The sequence below is a fragment of the Pseudoalteromonas sp. QJM3NY_12 genome (assembly GCF_056173165.1).
This window is the reverse complement of sequence record NZ_CM149661.1, coordinates 2,933,854-2,949,956: the sequence shown is the minus strand read 5'-3', so window position 1 is coordinate 2,949,956 and position 16,103 is coordinate 2,933,854. Positions and strand designations below refer to the sequence as shown.

The following is a 16,103-nucleotide window of genomic DNA, read 5'->3' as shown; positions in this document are numbered from 1 at the left end:
ACCTACCTAAATTATGAGCGTTGCTCAAGTTGATCAAACATTGATCAAGTGGTTCAAAAATGGTGCGGTATTGTAATCCGAAGCAACACCACATGTAAAGGATAATATTAACAGAAACCCGACCGCTAAAACAGTGTTAATTTATATGCCGTTGGTATAGCCTGCAAAAAACTTGCCCAGCTTTTTTCTCTTTTATTAACAACCAGTTACTAGGTGCTTTAAACGAGCTTAACTCCGTTTCTACCTCAACGTATATCAGTGCGTCAGGGTCGAGCCATTGATTATTTTCTAATAAATCACAGCATGATTGGGCTAAATTTTTGCGAAATGGCGGGTCAATAAAAACTAAATTAAATGCCTCACTGGTGTTTGTATTCTCAAGAAAGGTCAAAGTATTAGTATTAAGTACTTGTGCATTTTGTGCATTAAGAGTGGCAATATTTTGCGTTAGCTGTTTTGCTGCTAGCGGATCAAGCTCTAAAAATGTGGTGTTTTTAGCAAAGCGAGATAGCGCTTCAAATCCTAAACCACCAGAGCCGGCAAAGCAATCGAGAGTGCGTGCATCACGGGTATCGTGCATTAACCAATTAAATACTGTTTCTTTTACTCTGTCGGTTGTAGGGCGCAAGCCTTGAACGTCTTTTACTGGCAGTTTACGACCGCGAAATTGGCCGCTAATGATTCTAATAACGCCATCGGCTGATTTATGGATGTTGTTATTTGGTGTGATTTTTTTTCTCATTTAACTCACTAAAAATTGGTATCTATGATCTAGCTCAGATAATATTGCAATCATATCACGGCGTGTCATTTTTCAACTGCGCTAAAAGTGTTACTATTATGCACCCTCGAGGATAACGTGTTGCTAAAAAGCAATTATTTAGGCTTAAAAGCACGCTATCATTATCGTTAGTTTATCAGATTTTTATAAGTGGTTATTAGCAAGTATGGCAAAAAAAAGTAAATTCATGTCGTGGCTCGGTTTTGGCAAGTCAGATAAAAAACAAGCAGAAGCTGATAAACAACAAGCATTGGCAAACGAGCAGGCAGAAAAAGCCGAACAGGAGCGCTTAGCAGCAGAGAAGGCCGAGGCAGAGCGTTTGCAAGCTGAAGCTGAAGCCGAACGTTTAGAACAAGCCCGAATTGCAGCTGAACAAGCTGAAGCAGAACGTTTAGCGCAAGAGCAAGCTGAAAAAGCCGAACAACAACGAATAGCTGCCGAAAAAGCAGAGACAGAGCGTTTAGAGCAAGAAAAACAGGCGCAAGCACAACGCGCTGCGGCAGCAGAAAAACAAGCGATTGAACAAGCTAACGCTGAGCTATTAGCCAAACAACAGGCAGATGCAGAGCAACAAAGACAAGAGCAAGCTAAACGCTTAGCTGAGCAAGAAGCGCAAATGCAGTTAGAGCAAGAGCGTATCGCGGCAGAACAAGCTGAGAATGAGCGTTTAGAGCAACAGCGTATTGCAGCAGAGCAAGCTGAGAATGAGCGTTTAGAACAACAGCGTATTGCAGCAGAGCAAGCTGAAAATGAACGTTTAGAGCAACAACGCATTGCAGCAGAGCAAGCTGAAAATGAGCGTTTAGAGCAACAACGCATTGCGGCTGAAAAGGCAGAGAATGAACGCTTAGAGCAACAGCGCATTGCAGCAGAACAAGCTGAGCATGAGCGTTTAGAGCAACAGCGTATTGCAGCAGAGCAAGCTGAAAATGAGCGCTTAGAACAACAGCGTATTGCAGCAGAGCAAGCTGAGAATGAGCGCTTAGAACAACAGCGTATTGCAGCAGAGCAAGCTGAGTATGAGCGTTTAGAGCAACAGCGCATTGCAGCAGAGCAAGCTGAAAATGAGCGCTTAGAACAACAGCGTATTGCAGCAGAAAAAGCTGAGAATGAGCGTTTAGAGCAACAGCGTATTGCAGCAGAACAAGCAGAGAGTGAGCGTTTAGAACAACAGCGTATTGCAGCAGAGCAAGCAGAGAGTGAGCGTTTAGAGCAACAGCGTATTGCAGCAGAACAAGCAGAGAATGAACGTTTAGAGCAACAGCGTATTGCAGCTGAAGAAGAGGCTGAGCGTCTAGAGCAGCAGCGACTGACCGCAGAGCTTGCAGAGGAAGAGGCAAAAAAAGCGGAAAAACCTAAAAAAGAAGGCTTTTTCTCTCGTCTTAAAAAAGGCTTACTTAAAACTCGAGTTAATATTGGCTCTGGTTTCTCGTCAATTTTTAGCGGTAAAAAAATTGACGACGAGTTATTTGAAGAGCTAGAGACTCAGTTACTTACTGCTGATCTCGGTGTTGATACCACCATGAAGCTCATTGATAATTTAACTGATGCAGCCGATCGCAAGCAACTTAAAGATGGTGATGCGCTTTATGAGCTTATGAAGCAAGAAATGGCAACTATGCTAAAAACAGCAGAGCAGCCTTTAGAAATACCAGCAGATAAAAAACCTTTTGTTATTTTAATGGTAGGGGTAAACGGCGTAGGTAAAACCACCACCATTGGTAAAATGGCCAAGCAATTCCAAAATCAAGGTAAGTCGGTCATGCTTGCTGCCGGTGATACTTTTAGAGCTGCAGCGGTAGAGCAGCTTCAAGTATGGGGTGAACGCAACAGCATTCCGGTAATAGCTCAACATACAGGTGCTGATAGTGCATCGGTAGTATTTGATGCTTTTCAAGCTGCAAAAGCACGTAATGTCGATGTGTTAATTGCTGATACAGCAGGGCGCTTGCAAAATAAAGATAACTTAATGCAAGAGCTTGAAAAAATAGCCCGTGTAATGAAAAAAGTAGACCCTGATGCACCTCATGAAGTGATGCTGACTATTGATGCTGGTACAGGCCAAAATGCAATTAGCCAAGTAAACCTATTTAATCAATGTGTAGGTTTAACAGGTATCACATTATCAAAGCTTGATGGTACTGCTAAAGGTGGGGTTATTTTTGCCGTTGCCGATAAGTTTAATATTCCTATTCGTTACATTGGCGTAGGTGAAAGTATTGATGATTTACGTACCTTCAAGAGCGATGACTTTATTGACGCGCTATTTAGTCAAGATGAGGACGACGCTTAATTTACCAAAAGGGAGCCTGCTCCCTTTTTAATTGCGAGGAATACCATTTTATTTTAGAGCCTAAGGCTAACAATAAATTGGCAATAATAAAAAATGATAAATTTTCAGCAAGTAAGTAAAACCTATGCCGGTGGACACCGTGCGCTTGAAAAAGTGAACTTTCATATAAAGCCTGGCGAATTGGCCTTTCTAACTGGTCACAGTGGGGCTGGTAAAAGTACACTATTAAAGCTTATTAGCTTAATGGAACGTCCTTCTGCAGGAAACGTGTTTATTAATGGCGTGGATTTAAATAAATTAAATTCCCGTCAAATTCCGTATGCACGTCGCGACATTGGTATTATTTTTCAAAATCATCGATTATTAGAGCGATATACGGTATTTGATAACGTTGCTTTGCCCTTAATTATTGAAGGGACTCACCACAAGCAAATTGCCAAACGTGTACATGGAGCGCTTGATAAAGTGGGCTTGTTAGATAAAGTGCGCTGTCACCCTTCTACACTTTCTGGTGGTGAACAACAACGAGTCGGGATTGCACGAGCCATCGTCAATTCGCCACCTATATTGCTAGCCGATGAACCTACCGGTAACTTAGACCCTGAATTATCAATGGAAATATTACGCCTGTTTGAAGACTTTAATAAACATGGCACCACGGTTTTAATTGCCACTCATGATTTGGGCTTAGTGTCACGGATGAAGTACCGCAGTTTAACGCTTCATGATGGACGAATGAGCCAAGATCCACTGGCTGAGGGGGGATTATGAGTTTACTGTTCAAAAGCCGTCAAAATAGTAATGATAAACAAAAAAAGTCAGTATTCTCTGGCGGTTACTTTTTTATTATTAATATTTTTCGCCAAGGTGTGTACAGCCTAGGAGAAATGTGGCGCACGCCATTGGCTTCAATGATGACCATTGCAGTACTCGGTTTGAGTTTAACCTTGCCCGCTACACTATATTTAGTGGTAAAAAATGTGCAGCAAGTGAGTAGTGGTTTTGAGCAAGCCAGCGAAATATCCTTGTTTGTAAAAGAAAATATGAGCGAGAAAGAAACGCAAACCTTAGTTAAACGCTTAGCGCTATATCCCGAAATACAAACTGTGACTTTTATTTCTCGCACTGAGGCTTTGGATGAGTTCAAAGAAATGTCTGGCTTTGGTCAGGCTTTAGAGTATTTAGATACCAACCCGTTACCGAATGTAGTTTTAGTCACACCAACACAACGACATAGCCAACCTAATGCAGCTAAGCAATTGCTTAAAAAACTTGAAGCCGAACGCGAAGTTGACTTTGGCAAGCTTGATATCGCTTGGCTTGAGCGCCTAAATGCATTACTAAGTTTGTTAAAAGAGAGTGTAATCACGATTGCGCTATTATTACTTACCTCAGTGACGCTTATTATAGGCAATACAATTCGTTTATCTATTATGGATAAAAAAGAAGAAATACAGGTAATGAAGCTAGTAGGGGCAACCAATACCTTTATACACGCTCCCTTTTTATGGACTGGCATTTGGTATGGCGTGATTGGCGGATTGTTTGCCTTTATTTGTGTAGCATTAATGATGTGGTGGCTATCTGCTGCAGTAAGCAGTGTTGCAGGGGTGTATCAAACCAGTTTTACGCTAATAGGGCTTAGTCTTAATGAGTTTGGCGCGTTGGTATTACTTGCTACTAGCTTGGGCTTTATAGGTTCTTACTTATCGGTTAATCGTTACATCTCAGAAATAGAACCCGATAAGGTTTAAGGCCCTAATATAATTCTTAAAACTGTCATGTTTTAAGTTTAAAATAATAAAAAAGCCAAAGCAAAAAGGTTATTTTTTGTTTTGGCTAAATCAATTCATAGGTTATTCAGTCGCCTAGCGTAAACTGACTTAACACTAAAAAAACCACTTGATTTATGATTCAAAAAAGTTTTAAATTCAAGTTAGCACTCTTACTAAAAGAGTGCTAAGATGGTTTCAAATGTTTATCACCGAGGTGAAAAATGAGTAAAGATTTATACGCAATGGCACTTACAGTTGGGCAACAAAGCGCAAGTATGGACGGCTACCTTCAAGCTGTTAGTACTATTCCTATGCTTAAAGTTGAGCAAGAGCAGGAACTTGCAAAAAGACTTCAGGAAGAAGGCGATCTTAGTGCTGCAAAGCAACTCATTATGTCGCATTTGCGCTTTGTAGCGCACATAGCTAAAAGCTACTCGGGTTACGGGTTACCTCAAGCTGATTTAATTCAAGAAGGTAACATCGGACTGATGAAAGCAGTAAAACGTTTTGACCCATCAGTGGGTGTACGTTTGGTTTCATTTGCCGTTCATTGGATTAAAGCCGAAATTCATGAGTTTGTGCTTAAAAACTGGCGTATCGTTAAAGTAGCGACAACCAAAGCACAACGTAAATTGTTTTTTAACTTACGTAAAAATAAAAAGCGTTTAGGTTGGTTTAACCAAGCTGAAGTGAGCACAGTAGCTAGCGAGCTAGGTGTGAGTGAAAAAGAAGTACGTGAAATGGAATCGCGTATGAGCGGCCAAGACACGGGCTTTGATTTAACTGGCGACGATAATGATGACGCGCCAACTAGTACTTACTCACCGGTACAGTACTTAACCGATGGTTCTGCGGATTTAGCTGACGATATTGAACAGCAACAATGGCAAGAACAGTCACATACGCGTTTGTTTAGCGCCTTGAAAACTCTCGATGAACGTTCTCAAGATATTGTTAGTGCTCGTTGGTTGTCAGACGATAAGGCTACACTGCAAGAGTTGGCTGAAAAATACAGCGTATCAGCAGAGCGTGTTCGCCAGCTGGAAAAAACAGCAATGAAAAAATTACAAAGCGCGATGAGTTAATCGCACTAAAAAATTGATAAAGCCCTGCATGAAAATGCGGGGCTTTTTTTTAACTAAAAAAGCTAACTAAAAAGGTTAATAGAAAGTATCGTTTTTCTTGTTCCGCTTACCTCTAGTCACATCTATGTATCTTTTAATTAAATATACGCTATTTAAAATTAATGAATAAGTTTGGTTTTAATTTAAATACATGATTTTAGTTTGTTTTTAATTTGGGTATATGAAAATATTCGCGCACTTGAGCGACTTGTCACTCAAACCGTAGCCTAAATTAAGTCATTTAATTGCTGTGCTTATTGCCTTTCAATTTCATTTAACGCGAGTATTTACACTCAATATGAACTCATATTCACTAAAGAAAAAAATCTTACTATCGGTGGTTCTTGCCCTAGCTGTTATTATTGTATTGCTGTCGTGGAATAGCTACACCTCTCAAAAAACGTTACTGTTAAAAAGCAGTATTGATAACGTAAGCCAATCAGGTAAGCAACAGGCTGCGAGTATTGAAGATTGGCTAGCTAGTCGTCAGCAGATAATTAAATCGGTTGCGAATAAGGTTGAGGGCAATACGCTCAGCGCACTTCAGCAGGCAGCATTTTCAGGTGGCTTTCAGTTAACATACTTTGGAAGTAACAGCGGAAAAATGACTGACTCTGATCCCAGTATTGATCGCACCGGTTACGACCCGCGCACTCGTCCATGGTATAAACAAGCACAACTCAAAAGTGATACCGTAATTACCAAACCTTATTTAGATACCGCCTATAATCTGTTGGTTGTTTCTATTGCTAAAACCACACGAAGCGGTGTGGTTGCGGGGGATTTGTCGATTGAGACCTTGGTCGATAGCGTCAATACAATGTCTTTACCTGCAGATGGATACGCCATTATGATGCATAAAGATGGCACTGTGATTGCCTATAAAGACGCTAGAAAAGTAATGGCAAATATTACTCAGGTTGATTCTAAAATTAATAACCAAGTAATTTTATCTAATAGTCAAAATAATGAATTTACGCCTGTTTACTTTGAGGGTGAAGGCCGAGAGAAGCTAGTTTGGGGTGAAAACATTAACAATACAGATTGGCAGTTGTTGTTTGTATTGGATAAACAAACTTTAGAGGCTCCGCTTATTAGTTTATTGCTGACTCAATTAGTGCTGGTTGCGGTAGCACTTTTACTGAGTGTGTTGGCTATTTCATGGCTATTGGGTGTATTGCTCGCACCTTTGAGCCGAGTATCGCAAGCTTTATCAACAATTGCAGATGGTAACGGTGATTTAACTCAACGTATAACTGTTGATACGCAAGATGAAGTTGGGGTACTGGCTGATAGTTTTAACCGCTTTGTAAGTAGTCAGCATGAACTGATAAGCCATATTCGCCAGCTAGCAACGGACTTAGATTTCGATGCAGAGAAAAGCCTAATCACTAATCAAAACAGTGTTAGTGAGTTACAGCGTCAGCAACAAGAAGTAGCTATGGTTGCTACTGCGGTCACAGAAATGGCCAGTGCAACCCATGAAATTGCCGCCAATGCAGAAAACACCGCAACCGCATCGCAACAATCGGCGCAAAGTAGTCATGAAGGTAAGCTGTTAGTTGATAAAACCAGAAACACGATTAATTCACTGGCGGGAGAAATAGACCAAACTACCACAGTTATTGGTGAATTAAGTTTGCATGCTCAGGCTATCTCGAGCATTTTGACTACCATTCAAGAAATTGCTGAGCAAACAAATCTCTTAGCGCTTAATGCAGCAATAGAGGCCGCTCGGGCGGGAGAGCAGGGGCGTGGTTTTGCAGTGGTTGCCGATGAGGTGCGTGTGCTATCAAGAAGAACACAAAACTCTACAGCCGAAATTTATACCACTATAGAAACCTTACAAAACACCACTAAAAAAGCCGTGAGCTTGATGGACAGCAGTAAGGGCTATGCCAACAATAGTGTGGATGATGTAAATGCTGCCGCACACGCACTAGAAGAAATTACTTTGGCGGTAAATGAGATTTCTGATATGGCGGGTCAAATAGCGGTTGCAGCAGAAGAGCAAACGCAAGTGACCAATGAAATTACTAGAAATACGGTTGCTATTAAAGATGTAACCGATGAAATAACTACCTCAGCTACCGCGCATTTAAGCCAAGCCGAAGTATTAAAAGACAGAGCTACAGACTTAAATGCTAAAGTAGCAACGTTTATTTTATAAGCAGCATACTTATAATTAAGTTTAATTAACTGTTGGGGTAAGGCGCTCGCTTACTCCATCAGTTTAATGAAATGGCTTGTTGTTGGGCTATTTGCACATACTTACGTTCTACCAGTTGTGATACTGGCACCAATTCAAATCCTTGCTCGGTTAATTGCGGTAAAGCGTGACGTAAAAAGTCGATGGTTTCGGGGTAGGGGTGCGCTATTGCAATGGCAAACTGATATTTAGTTGCTTTTGATTTTAGCTCTTCTAGCCTAAGTTGAAGCTGCTCAGGGGTAGTTATATTATCTAAAAATACATGCCGACCAATATTTTCTACCCCTAAAAAGTTAGCTGCGTTTTGCGCCTGGCTTAATTCGGTTGTTCGGCTATCGAGAAAATACAACTGACGCTTTTTAAGTACTTCCATGGTCCACTTCATTGCTTGGCTTTGCTGAGTGAGTGCAGAACCCATATGATTATTAACCCCTTTAACTTGTGGCAAACTCGCCAGTGCATTACCGAGTGTTTGTTGAAGTTGTGCTTTATCCATATTTAAAGTAAGTGCCCCAGGGCCTAGCTTTTTACCATTTAAAGCTTGCATAGGCACATGCAACAGGAGCTCTTTATTTGACTGACTAGCAAGGGTTGCAAATATTTGAGAATAGGGGGTATGAGGCAAAATTGAATAAGACAATTGCCCAGGTAAACTTAGGAATTCTAGGTCACGTTGATGATAACCTATGTCATCGATCACTATGGCTATTTGTTTGGCTTTAACACCATAGGGTGCAGCAAATAGGATTAAAAAAAGCCCAGCTAACACCATTAAATTTATAATTTTCACGTTTTATAATTTTTATTATCTTTAAATAGTTTACCGTTTTTATTGCATGCTAAGTAGCTGTTTTGCTTTTACTAACTGGATATCGGCTAATTCTTCAGCGTTAAAAACGGTGTTTTGTTCTGATTGTTCATTTTTTATTATAACGGCTTTATTTGTTTGTGGAAGTGTTGTTTGATTAATCGCCACATTTGGAGTTACGCCAATCCCTTCAATAGACTCTCCCAGTGGCGTAAAGTAACGTGCGGTGGTTAGTTTTAAGGCGGTATCGCCGTCGCCTAATGGAATAAGTGATTGCACTGTTCCTTTACCAAACGACTGACTCCCTACTATTTTTGCACGTAGATTTTCTTTTAACGCTGCAGCCAGTATTTCTGCTGCTGAGGCTGAGTTTTCATTAATCAGGACAACAATCGGAGCACCTTTCAAAATATCGCCGCGTTTAGCGTAAAAAGATTGGTTCGAATCATAAAAACGCCCTTTGGTCGTTACAATTAAACCATCTTGAAGAAACAGGTCTGCTACCGCAACTGCACTCTTTAAAGTGCCTCCCGGGTTATCTCGTAAATCAATAATTAGGCCTTTTAATGAATGGCCATAATGGTTTTGCATGGCGGCTATTTGCAAGGCAACCTCATGTAAAGTGTGATTAGAAAAGTTATTAATAGCGATGTAACCGCTACCTGAGTCAAGTAGTTGCTTGGTTACACTCGTTAGCTTAATTTGTTTTCTACTGAGATTAAATATTAGCGGTGTTTGAGTGTTATTACGGGTAATACTTAGCTGTACTTTACCGTTAGCACTGTCTTTGATGTATTGTGCAACTAAATCAATCGGACTATTTTCTACATAGTGCTGATTAACGGTAGTAATTATATCGCCTGAGCGAAGTCCTGCTTGTTTGGCTGGTGAATTATTAAGTACTTTAACAATCGTGGTGCGTTGCTCGATGCTTTTTACTTCTATACCTAGGCCGGTATAGCGACCATTAGTGTTATTAAATAATGCATTTAGCTCATTTTTATCTAAATACTTAGAGTAGGCATCGAGCTTAGAGTATAAGCGTTCAAATTGAGACGAGTTGTATTCAATATACTCACTGTTTTGCAGTGCTAAATCATCAACGTAGTAGGTGTGAATATTAAACAGTATTTCATTTATTTTTTGGCTTTCTAAGTCTTTAACCGAGCTTGCATAGGTAGTATTTATAAAGCCAAAAAGCACTAATAAAAAAAATAAGATAAAACACAAGCAGGGTGCTCGCTTTTTCACAGAAGTTTTTTGTTGGCAAATGTGTGTGTTTATCATAACTGCCTCTAACAGGATGCAGCTATTTTGATATTAAATACGCCTGCACCATTTTATGGGATTAACAGCACGCCCTTTATGACGTATTTCAAAGTATAGACCAGAATCGGCTTGTCCACCGCTTTGCCCAACTAATGCAACACTTTCACCTTCTCTGACCATATCACCCACGTCTTTTAGCAAGGTTTGTGCGTGTCCGTATAAGCTCATAAAGCCTTGGCCGTGGTCGAGTACGATTACCCAGCCATAACCTTTTAACCAATCGGCAAACACTACTTGGCCATTATCAATGCTATTAACAGAAGTCCCTTCAGATGCAGAAATTAATACGCCTTTCCAGTTTATTCCGCCGTGTTTACGTTGACCAAACCTATGCGCTAATTTCCCTTTGCTCGGCCAGTTTAATTTTCCTTTATTACGATTTAAGCCAAGTAGTTCAATTTTTGTGACTTTTTCTTCTTCTTCAAGTTCTTTGATAGTGGCAATCAGAGTTTGTTCGTTTTCTTCTAAATAGCTAATGGAATTTTTGGTTCTATTTAACTGCTTTTTTAGGTTTTGTAAGCTTGCTTGGCGCTCATTTTTAGCCCCAAGAAGTGCTGCTTGTCGTCTTTTTTGTTCCTCAAATAAAGCAACGAGCCTCTCTTTTGTTTTCGCAAGCTCAGCTTGATTTTTTGCAATCTCAACTTGCAGTGCTTTAAGATCATCAAGTTGCTTTATACGAGCTTTATTCAGGTAGTTATAGTAGCTAAGTGTGCGTTCAAATTTGGCGGTATCTTCTTGGTTAAGTAACATTTTTGAATAGTCATCGCTACCTGCCATATAAGCACTTTTTAATTGTGCTGCTAAAATACGTTGAAATTGGGCTTGTTGTTTTTCAAGCTTTGCCGCGCGTTGTTGTTGCTCTGCTTGCTGTTGTTGTGTTTTTTTAACGGATTGCTCAGCCATATTAAGTGCTTTAGCGTTTTTCGCTATAGCGAGCTCATGTGTTTTTAGTTTTTGCTGCTGTTTAGCTATTTCTTTTTGCTGTTGTTGAAACTCAGCTTGGCTTTGCTCTAAAGCAACTTGTACTTGGGATAGGTCTTTTTTGGTACGATCTTCATTAGCCACTGCAACGCCAGTGGCTAATGAGTTTAGTACACATATACACGCAATGATGCGGCATGCGCTTTTATTCATAAATTATTTCAACACCATAATTGGCGAACCTGTCATTTCTGCAGGTTGTTCCAAACCCATTAAATGCAGCATAGTAGGTGCAACATCGCTCAAGGCTTTACCGGTATGCGCTTGTGCGTCACGACCTACATAAATAAAGGGTACTGGCTCGCTAGTATGTGCTGTGTGCGCTTGGCCTGTTTTAAGGTTTGCCATTTGCTCTGCATTACCATGATCAGCAGTTATTAGTGCTTCTCCACCATATTCTTTAAGGGCATCAACTACACGACCAATACAGCTATCTACTGCTTCACAGGCTTTAACTGCCGCCTCAAATACACCTGAGTGGCCGACCATATCGCCATTAGGGTAGTTACAAATAATGGCATCATACTTTCCGCTTTTTATTGCTGCAACGAGTTTATCGGTAAGCATTTGTGAGTTCATTTCTGGCTGTAAATCATACGTTGCTACTTGAGGAGATGGGATAAGCTCGCGAGTTTCGCCGTCAAACTCATTTTCGCGTCCGCCACTAAAGAAAAAGGTAACGTGGGCATATTTTTCAGTTTCTGATATACGTAGCTGAGTTTTACCTTGTTTCTCAAACCATTCGCCAAGTACGTTATTAAGCGGCGTCGGGCCAAAAGCCACTGGCGCATCAATATCAGCAGCGTATTCAGTCATCATCACAAAGGCACTAAGCTCGGGCGATTTTTTCTTATTAAAGCCGTCAAAATCAGGTTCGACAAAGGCGCGAGTGATTTCGCGTGCGCGGTCTGCTCTAAAGTTGGCAAATATAATGGTGTCGCCATCATTTACTTTTACTGATTCGCTACCTTTTGGGGTAATAGTACTTGCTGCTACAAATTCGTCATTTTCATCGCGCTCATAAGCCGCGTTAAGTGCGTTTACGCCATCTTCATAATCAAAGTCGCTTTCACCTAGGGTGATTAAATTATACGCTTTTTCAACACGGTTCCAGCGGTTGTCTCTGTCCATGGCATAGTAACGACCAATTAATGAGGCTAAACGGCCACATTTAAGTTCGCTAAACAAGGCTTCAATACGCTCAATTGATGCTTTAGCGCTGCGTGGGGGAGTATCTCTGCCATCTAAAAAGGCATGAAAGTACACCTCTTTAGCGCCGCGTTTTGCAGCCAATTGTATACTCGCCACAATATGATCTTCGTGACTATGAACGCCACCAGGGCTTAGCAGTCCCATAATATGGACGGCTTTGTTGGCATGAACAGCTTTATCAATGTTTTCAACCAGTGCAGGGGTTGTATCAAATTCGCCATCATCAATGGCTTTTGTGATGCGAGTAAAATCTTGATACACAATACGACCAGCACCTAAATTAACGTGGCCAACCTCAGAATTACCCATTTGACCACCAGGAAGACCCACATCTAAACCCGATGCTGAAATTAATGTATGAGGGCGAGTTGCCCAAAGCTCATCTAATACAGGGGTATTAGCAGCTAAAATGGCATTACTTTGCTCATCTTCTCTGTATCCCCAGCCATCTAAAATCATTAATACCAGTGGTTTTTTATGCTCTGTCATAGTCACTCCTATTAGGGTCTGTTGACCTTTGCGGATTAAAATTTGTTCAAACTAGGGGCGGTTTAATCGCGGCGCGAGGTTTGTAACCTAGTGGGCTAAGTAAAAACCGAGCAACAAAGAGTAAATCGCCCCTAGGCAGAACCCTTCGGGCAGCACCTGTTTTGCATTGATGCTGCGTTATCGCCTATTTATGGGGAATAACCACACCACATAGGCTCTGCCTTGCCTAAATACCAAACAGACTGCTGCAAATTTAACCTTGAAAGATCAACAGACCCTAGCGTTGCTAAAATACACGCTAACATTAATGCCAACATGCCAAGCTTAAGCATACCGTGTTTTATAGCTAGGATCAGCAATGAAAAGAAGATATTAAAAATTTTCAATGAGCTCACTCTCTCAATTGTATACTTTGAAGGGGTGGGTTATTTTTTAGTTAAAAGAGCACTACATTGTGGCTTACAAGCGTGCTTAAACTCGCATTTTTAGCTGATTTGGGTATACTTGCGCGGCTAATCCCTATTTTATTCAAGTATTGAATAGGCTTGTGGGGTAAGCTAAGCCTATGTGTAGGTAAAATTCAGAGTAGCCTAACAGTGCTCTAAATTGAATTATAGGTGAGTGACTGCTCATTGTGTAAGTTCAATAAATATGAATTAAATATCTAAAACACCCTGTTTTAGCATGTAACTTTATAGTGGAAGTCGAATGGATCAATATATTGAATTTGTCTCAAATCATCCAATTCTAAGCCTAGCTTGGGTTGCGATTGCGTTTCTTATTGTTAGTGGCGCAATAAAAAGTAAATTTTCAGCAATTCGTCAGATCAATCCTCAGCAGTTAACGTTACTTATTAACCGCGAAGACGGTCAGGTTGTTGATATGCGTGGGCAAAAAGAGTTTAAAACAGGCCATATTGCCGGTGCTGTGCATTTAAACCCTGAAAAAGCCAAAGAATCTGATTTCTCAACCCTTGAAAAGTATAAGAGCAAACCCATTATAGTGGTATGTGCTGCAGGCATGACTGCTTCAGGCGTTGCAACCGCAATGCATAAAGCAGGTTATGAACAGGTTTATGTTTTATCTGGCGGTATGGGGGCGTGGCAATCAGCAAGTCTGCCAACAACAAGCGGTCGCTAATACCTCTTAGCTAAACCGATTAAGGATTAATTATGAGTAACGTTGTTTTATACACCAAAGGATATTGTCCTTTTTGTCATCGCGCATTAGCGCTGTTAGACAGCAAAGGTGTAGAATACACAAACATTGATATTGGCGTTCAGCCAGAGCTTCGCGATGAAATGATCGCCAAAGCCGGTGGCGCAAGCACGGTTCCACAAATTTTTATTAACGATGAACACATCGGTGGCTGTGACGACATGATGGCACTAGAAGCACAAGGTCACCTTGACGCTAAGCTGAGTGCTTAATTTAATTATAATAAATAACAGGTTAGGAATAACAATGAACGAACAAAATCAAAACGCAGCAGCAGAAGCTGATGCAGGCGCACAGTTTACTATTCAACGTATTTACACTAAAGATGTGTCGTTTGAAACGCCAAATTCACCAGCTATTTTTCAAAAAGAGTGGGCTCCAGAAGTAAAATTAGATTTAGATACACGCTCTAATAAGCTTGATGAAGGTGTTTACGAAGTTGTTTTAGCGTTAACTGTAACAGCATCTATCGGTGAAGAAACTGCGTTTTTGTGTGAAATTCAACAAGCAGGTATTTTTACTATTGCTGAAGTTGAAGAGATGCAATTAGCACATATGTTAGGTGCATTCTGTCCTAACGTGTTATTCCCATATGCACGTGAAGCGGTATCGAACTTAGTAAACCGTGGTACGTTTCCACAACTTAATCTTGCGCCAGTTAACTTTGACGCATTATTTGCACAGTACATGCAGCAACGCACAGCGCAAGCTGAGCAGGCTTCAGCAGACGCATAATTTATGAATACAGCAACATCAGCTGTTACTGTTTTAGGGGCGGGGTCATATGGCACCGCCCTTGCTATTTGTTTAGCCCGAAATGGTCACAAAGTGACTTTATGGGGGCGCAATAGCCAAGACGTTGCGACGCTTGCAGCTGAGCGAAAAAATCAACGTTACTTACCTGATATTCCTTTTCCTGATACCTTAACTCTTGAAGCCGATTTACAGCATGCAACAGCAGCTAGCGATATTGTTTTAGTTGTTGTGCCAAGTCATGCGTTTGCTGACACGTTAAAGCAAATTAAACCGGCTTTGCGCTCTGATGCAAAAATAGCGTGGGCTACTAAAGGGCTTGAGCCAGATACTGGGCGTTTATTGCAAGAAGTGGCAGTGCAAGAACTCGGTGAAGAAGTACCATTAGCAGTGCTTTCGGGGCCAACTTTTGCCAAAGAAATGGCTAAGGGCTCACCAACCGCTATTTCGGTGTCATCAACGTCATCAGCATTTGCGAAACAAATTGCCGATTTATTACATTGCGGTCGCTCGTTTAGAGTGTACAACAATGACGACTTTATTGGCATACAGCTTGGTGGTGCGGTTAAAAACGTAATTGCTATTGGTGCAGGGATTTCTGATGGTGTTGGCTTTGGTGCAAATGCACGTACCGCGCTTATTACCCGTGGTTTAGCAGAGTTATCGCGTTTGGGTTGTGCCCTAGGTGCGAAACCAGAGACCTTTATGGGGATGGCTGGTTTAGGCGATTTAATTCTAACCTGTACCGATAATCAGTCGCGCAACCGCCGTTTTGGTTTAGCCTTAGGTCAAGGTGAAAGTGTTGATGATGCGATTGCATCAATCGGCCAAGTAGTTGAAGGCTTCAGAAATACCAAAGAAGTGTATTTACTTGCACAGCGTGCGGGCGTTGAAATGCCAATCACTGAGCAAATATACAAAGTGCTTTATGAGAATAAAGGCATGAAAGCAGCTGCTATGGCATTACTTGGTAGAGAACAAACTTCTGAGTAATAACACCAAATTTATTAAAATCAATTATTGCCTACCTTAAGTGTTATTCATAGTGAGCAACCTTAAGGTATTGGCAAATATGCTAATCTTAAGGTTGCTTTAATAAAGCTATTACAACATATACGCTTAATTAGAGTA

15 protein-coding genes are annotated in these 16,103 nt (G+C 40.9%); 9 read left to right on the top strand and 6 right to left on the bottom strand.

Annotated elements, in window-relative coordinates; translation table 11 throughout:
- Window positions 1-136: 136 nt before the first annotated feature.
- Complete coding sequence (rsmD, locus tag AC0VZ5_RS13790) at window positions 137-742, bottom strand: 16S rRNA (guanine(966)-N(2))-methyltransferase RsmD (RefSeq protein WP_475473296.1); 606 nt, start codon at window positions 740-742, stop codon at window positions 137-139.
- A gap of 226 nt (window positions 743-968) precedes the next feature.
- On the opposite strand from rsmD, the gene ftsY reads away from it, so the two are divergent.
- The 5 genes from ftsY to AC0VZ5_RS13765 all read left to right on the top strand — a co-directional run bounded on the left by ftsY (window position 969) and on the right by AC0VZ5_RS13765 (window position 8,143).
- Window positions 969-3,074, top strand: a complete 2,106-nt coding sequence (ftsY, locus tag AC0VZ5_RS13785) for a signal recognition particle-docking protein FtsY (RefSeq protein WP_475473294.1) — start codon at window positions 969-971, stop codon at window positions 3,072-3,074.
- Window positions 3,075-3,167: 93 nt separating this feature from the next.
- The gene (gene ftsE, locus AC0VZ5_RS13780; protein WP_138571115.1) at window positions 3,168-3,845 is read left to right on the top strand and encodes a cell division ATP-binding protein FtsE; all 678 of its coding nucleotides are present in this window, start codon (window positions 3,168-3,170) and stop codon (window positions 3,843-3,845) included.
- Window positions 3,842-4,828: a permease-like cell division protein FtsX gene (gene ftsX, locus AC0VZ5_RS13775; RefSeq protein WP_138571116.1), complete on the top strand. Its 987-nt coding sequence runs from the start codon at window positions 3,842-3,844 to the stop codon at window positions 4,826-4,828. Before ftsE ends, ftsX begins: the two co-directional genes overlap by 4 nt.
- A 242-nt stretch (window positions 4,829-5,070) precedes the next feature.
- Complete coding sequence (gene rpoH, locus AC0VZ5_RS13770) at window positions 5,071-5,934, top strand: RNA polymerase sigma factor RpoH (RefSeq protein WP_475473291.1); 864 nt, start codon at window positions 5,071-5,073, stop codon at window positions 5,932-5,934.
- Between the two features lie 337 nt (window positions 5,935-6,271).
- The gene (locus AC0VZ5_RS13765) at window positions 6,272-8,143 is read left to right on the top strand and encodes a methyl-accepting chemotaxis protein (RefSeq protein WP_138609203.1); all 1,872 of its coding nucleotides are present in this window, start codon (window positions 6,272-6,274) and stop codon (window positions 8,141-8,143) included.
- A 58-nt stretch (window positions 8,144-8,201) separates the two neighbouring features.
- Here AC0VZ5_RS13765 and AC0VZ5_RS13760 read toward each other — a convergent pair whose 3' ends face one another.
- The 5 genes from AC0VZ5_RS13760 to AC0VZ5_RS13740 all read right to left on the bottom strand — a co-directional run bounded on the left by AC0VZ5_RS13760 (window position 8,202) and on the right by AC0VZ5_RS13740 (window position 13,387).
- Window positions 8,202-8,954 carry a divergent polysaccharide deacetylase family protein gene (locus AC0VZ5_RS13760; RefSeq protein WP_138609207.1) on the bottom strand — a complete coding sequence of 251 codons (753 nt, stop codon included), beginning with the start codon at window positions 8,952-8,954 and terminating at the stop codon, window positions 8,202-8,204.
- A gap of 57 nt (window positions 8,955-9,011) precedes the next feature.
- Window positions 9,012-10,277, bottom strand: a complete 1,266-nt coding sequence (locus AC0VZ5_RS13755; RefSeq protein WP_138609201.1) for a S41 family peptidase — start codon at window positions 10,275-10,277, stop codon at window positions 9,012-9,014.
- Window positions 10,278-10,310: 33 nt separating this feature from the next.
- On the bottom strand, window positions 10,311-11,453 hold the full coding sequence (locus tag AC0VZ5_RS13750) for a murein hydrolase activator EnvC family protein (protein WP_138609199.1): 1,143 nt from the start codon (window positions 11,451-11,453) through the stop codon (window positions 10,311-10,313).
- 3 nt (window positions 11,454-11,456) lie between these two features.
- Complete coding sequence (gpmM, locus tag AC0VZ5_RS13745; RefSeq protein ID WP_010391829.1) at window positions 11,457-13,001, bottom strand: 2,3-bisphosphoglycerate-independent phosphoglycerate mutase; 1,545 nt, start codon at window positions 12,999-13,001, stop codon at window positions 11,457-11,459.
- Window positions 13,002-13,189: 188 nt separating this feature from the next.
- Window positions 13,190-13,387, bottom strand: a complete 198-nt coding sequence (locus AC0VZ5_RS13740) for a hypothetical protein (protein WP_138609618.1) — start codon at window positions 13,385-13,387, stop codon at window positions 13,190-13,192.
- Window positions 13,388-13,709: 322 nt separating this feature from the next.
- On the opposite strand from AC0VZ5_RS13740, the gene AC0VZ5_RS13735 reads away from it, so the two are divergent.
- Genes AC0VZ5_RS13735 through gpsA form a run of 4 tightly spaced genes read left to right on the top strand, consistent with a single transcriptional unit; the run spans window position 13,710 to window position 15,965 of the window.
- Window positions 13,710-14,141, top strand: coding sequence for a rhodanese-like domain-containing protein (locus tag AC0VZ5_RS13735; protein WP_010391832.1), 432 nt, complete (start codon window positions 13,710-13,712; stop codon window positions 14,139-14,141).
- Window positions 14,142-14,173: 32 nt separating this feature from the next.
- Window positions 14,174-14,431, top strand: a complete 258-nt coding sequence (gene grxC / locus AC0VZ5_RS13730) for a glutaredoxin 3 (protein WP_010391834.1) — start codon at window positions 14,174-14,176, stop codon at window positions 14,429-14,431.
- 34 nt (window positions 14,432-14,465) lie between these two features.
- On the top strand, window positions 14,466-14,954 hold the full coding sequence (secB, locus tag AC0VZ5_RS13725) for a protein-export chaperone SecB (RefSeq protein ID WP_010391837.1): 489 nt from the start codon (window positions 14,466-14,468) through the stop codon (window positions 14,952-14,954).
- Window positions 14,955-14,957: 3 nt separating this feature from the next.
- Window positions 14,958-15,965, top strand: coding sequence for an NAD(P)H-dependent glycerol-3-phosphate dehydrogenase (gene gpsA, locus AC0VZ5_RS13720; protein WP_138609615.1), 1,008 nt, complete (start codon window positions 14,958-14,960; stop codon window positions 15,963-15,965).
- Window positions 15,966-16,103: the final 138 nt, after the last annotated feature.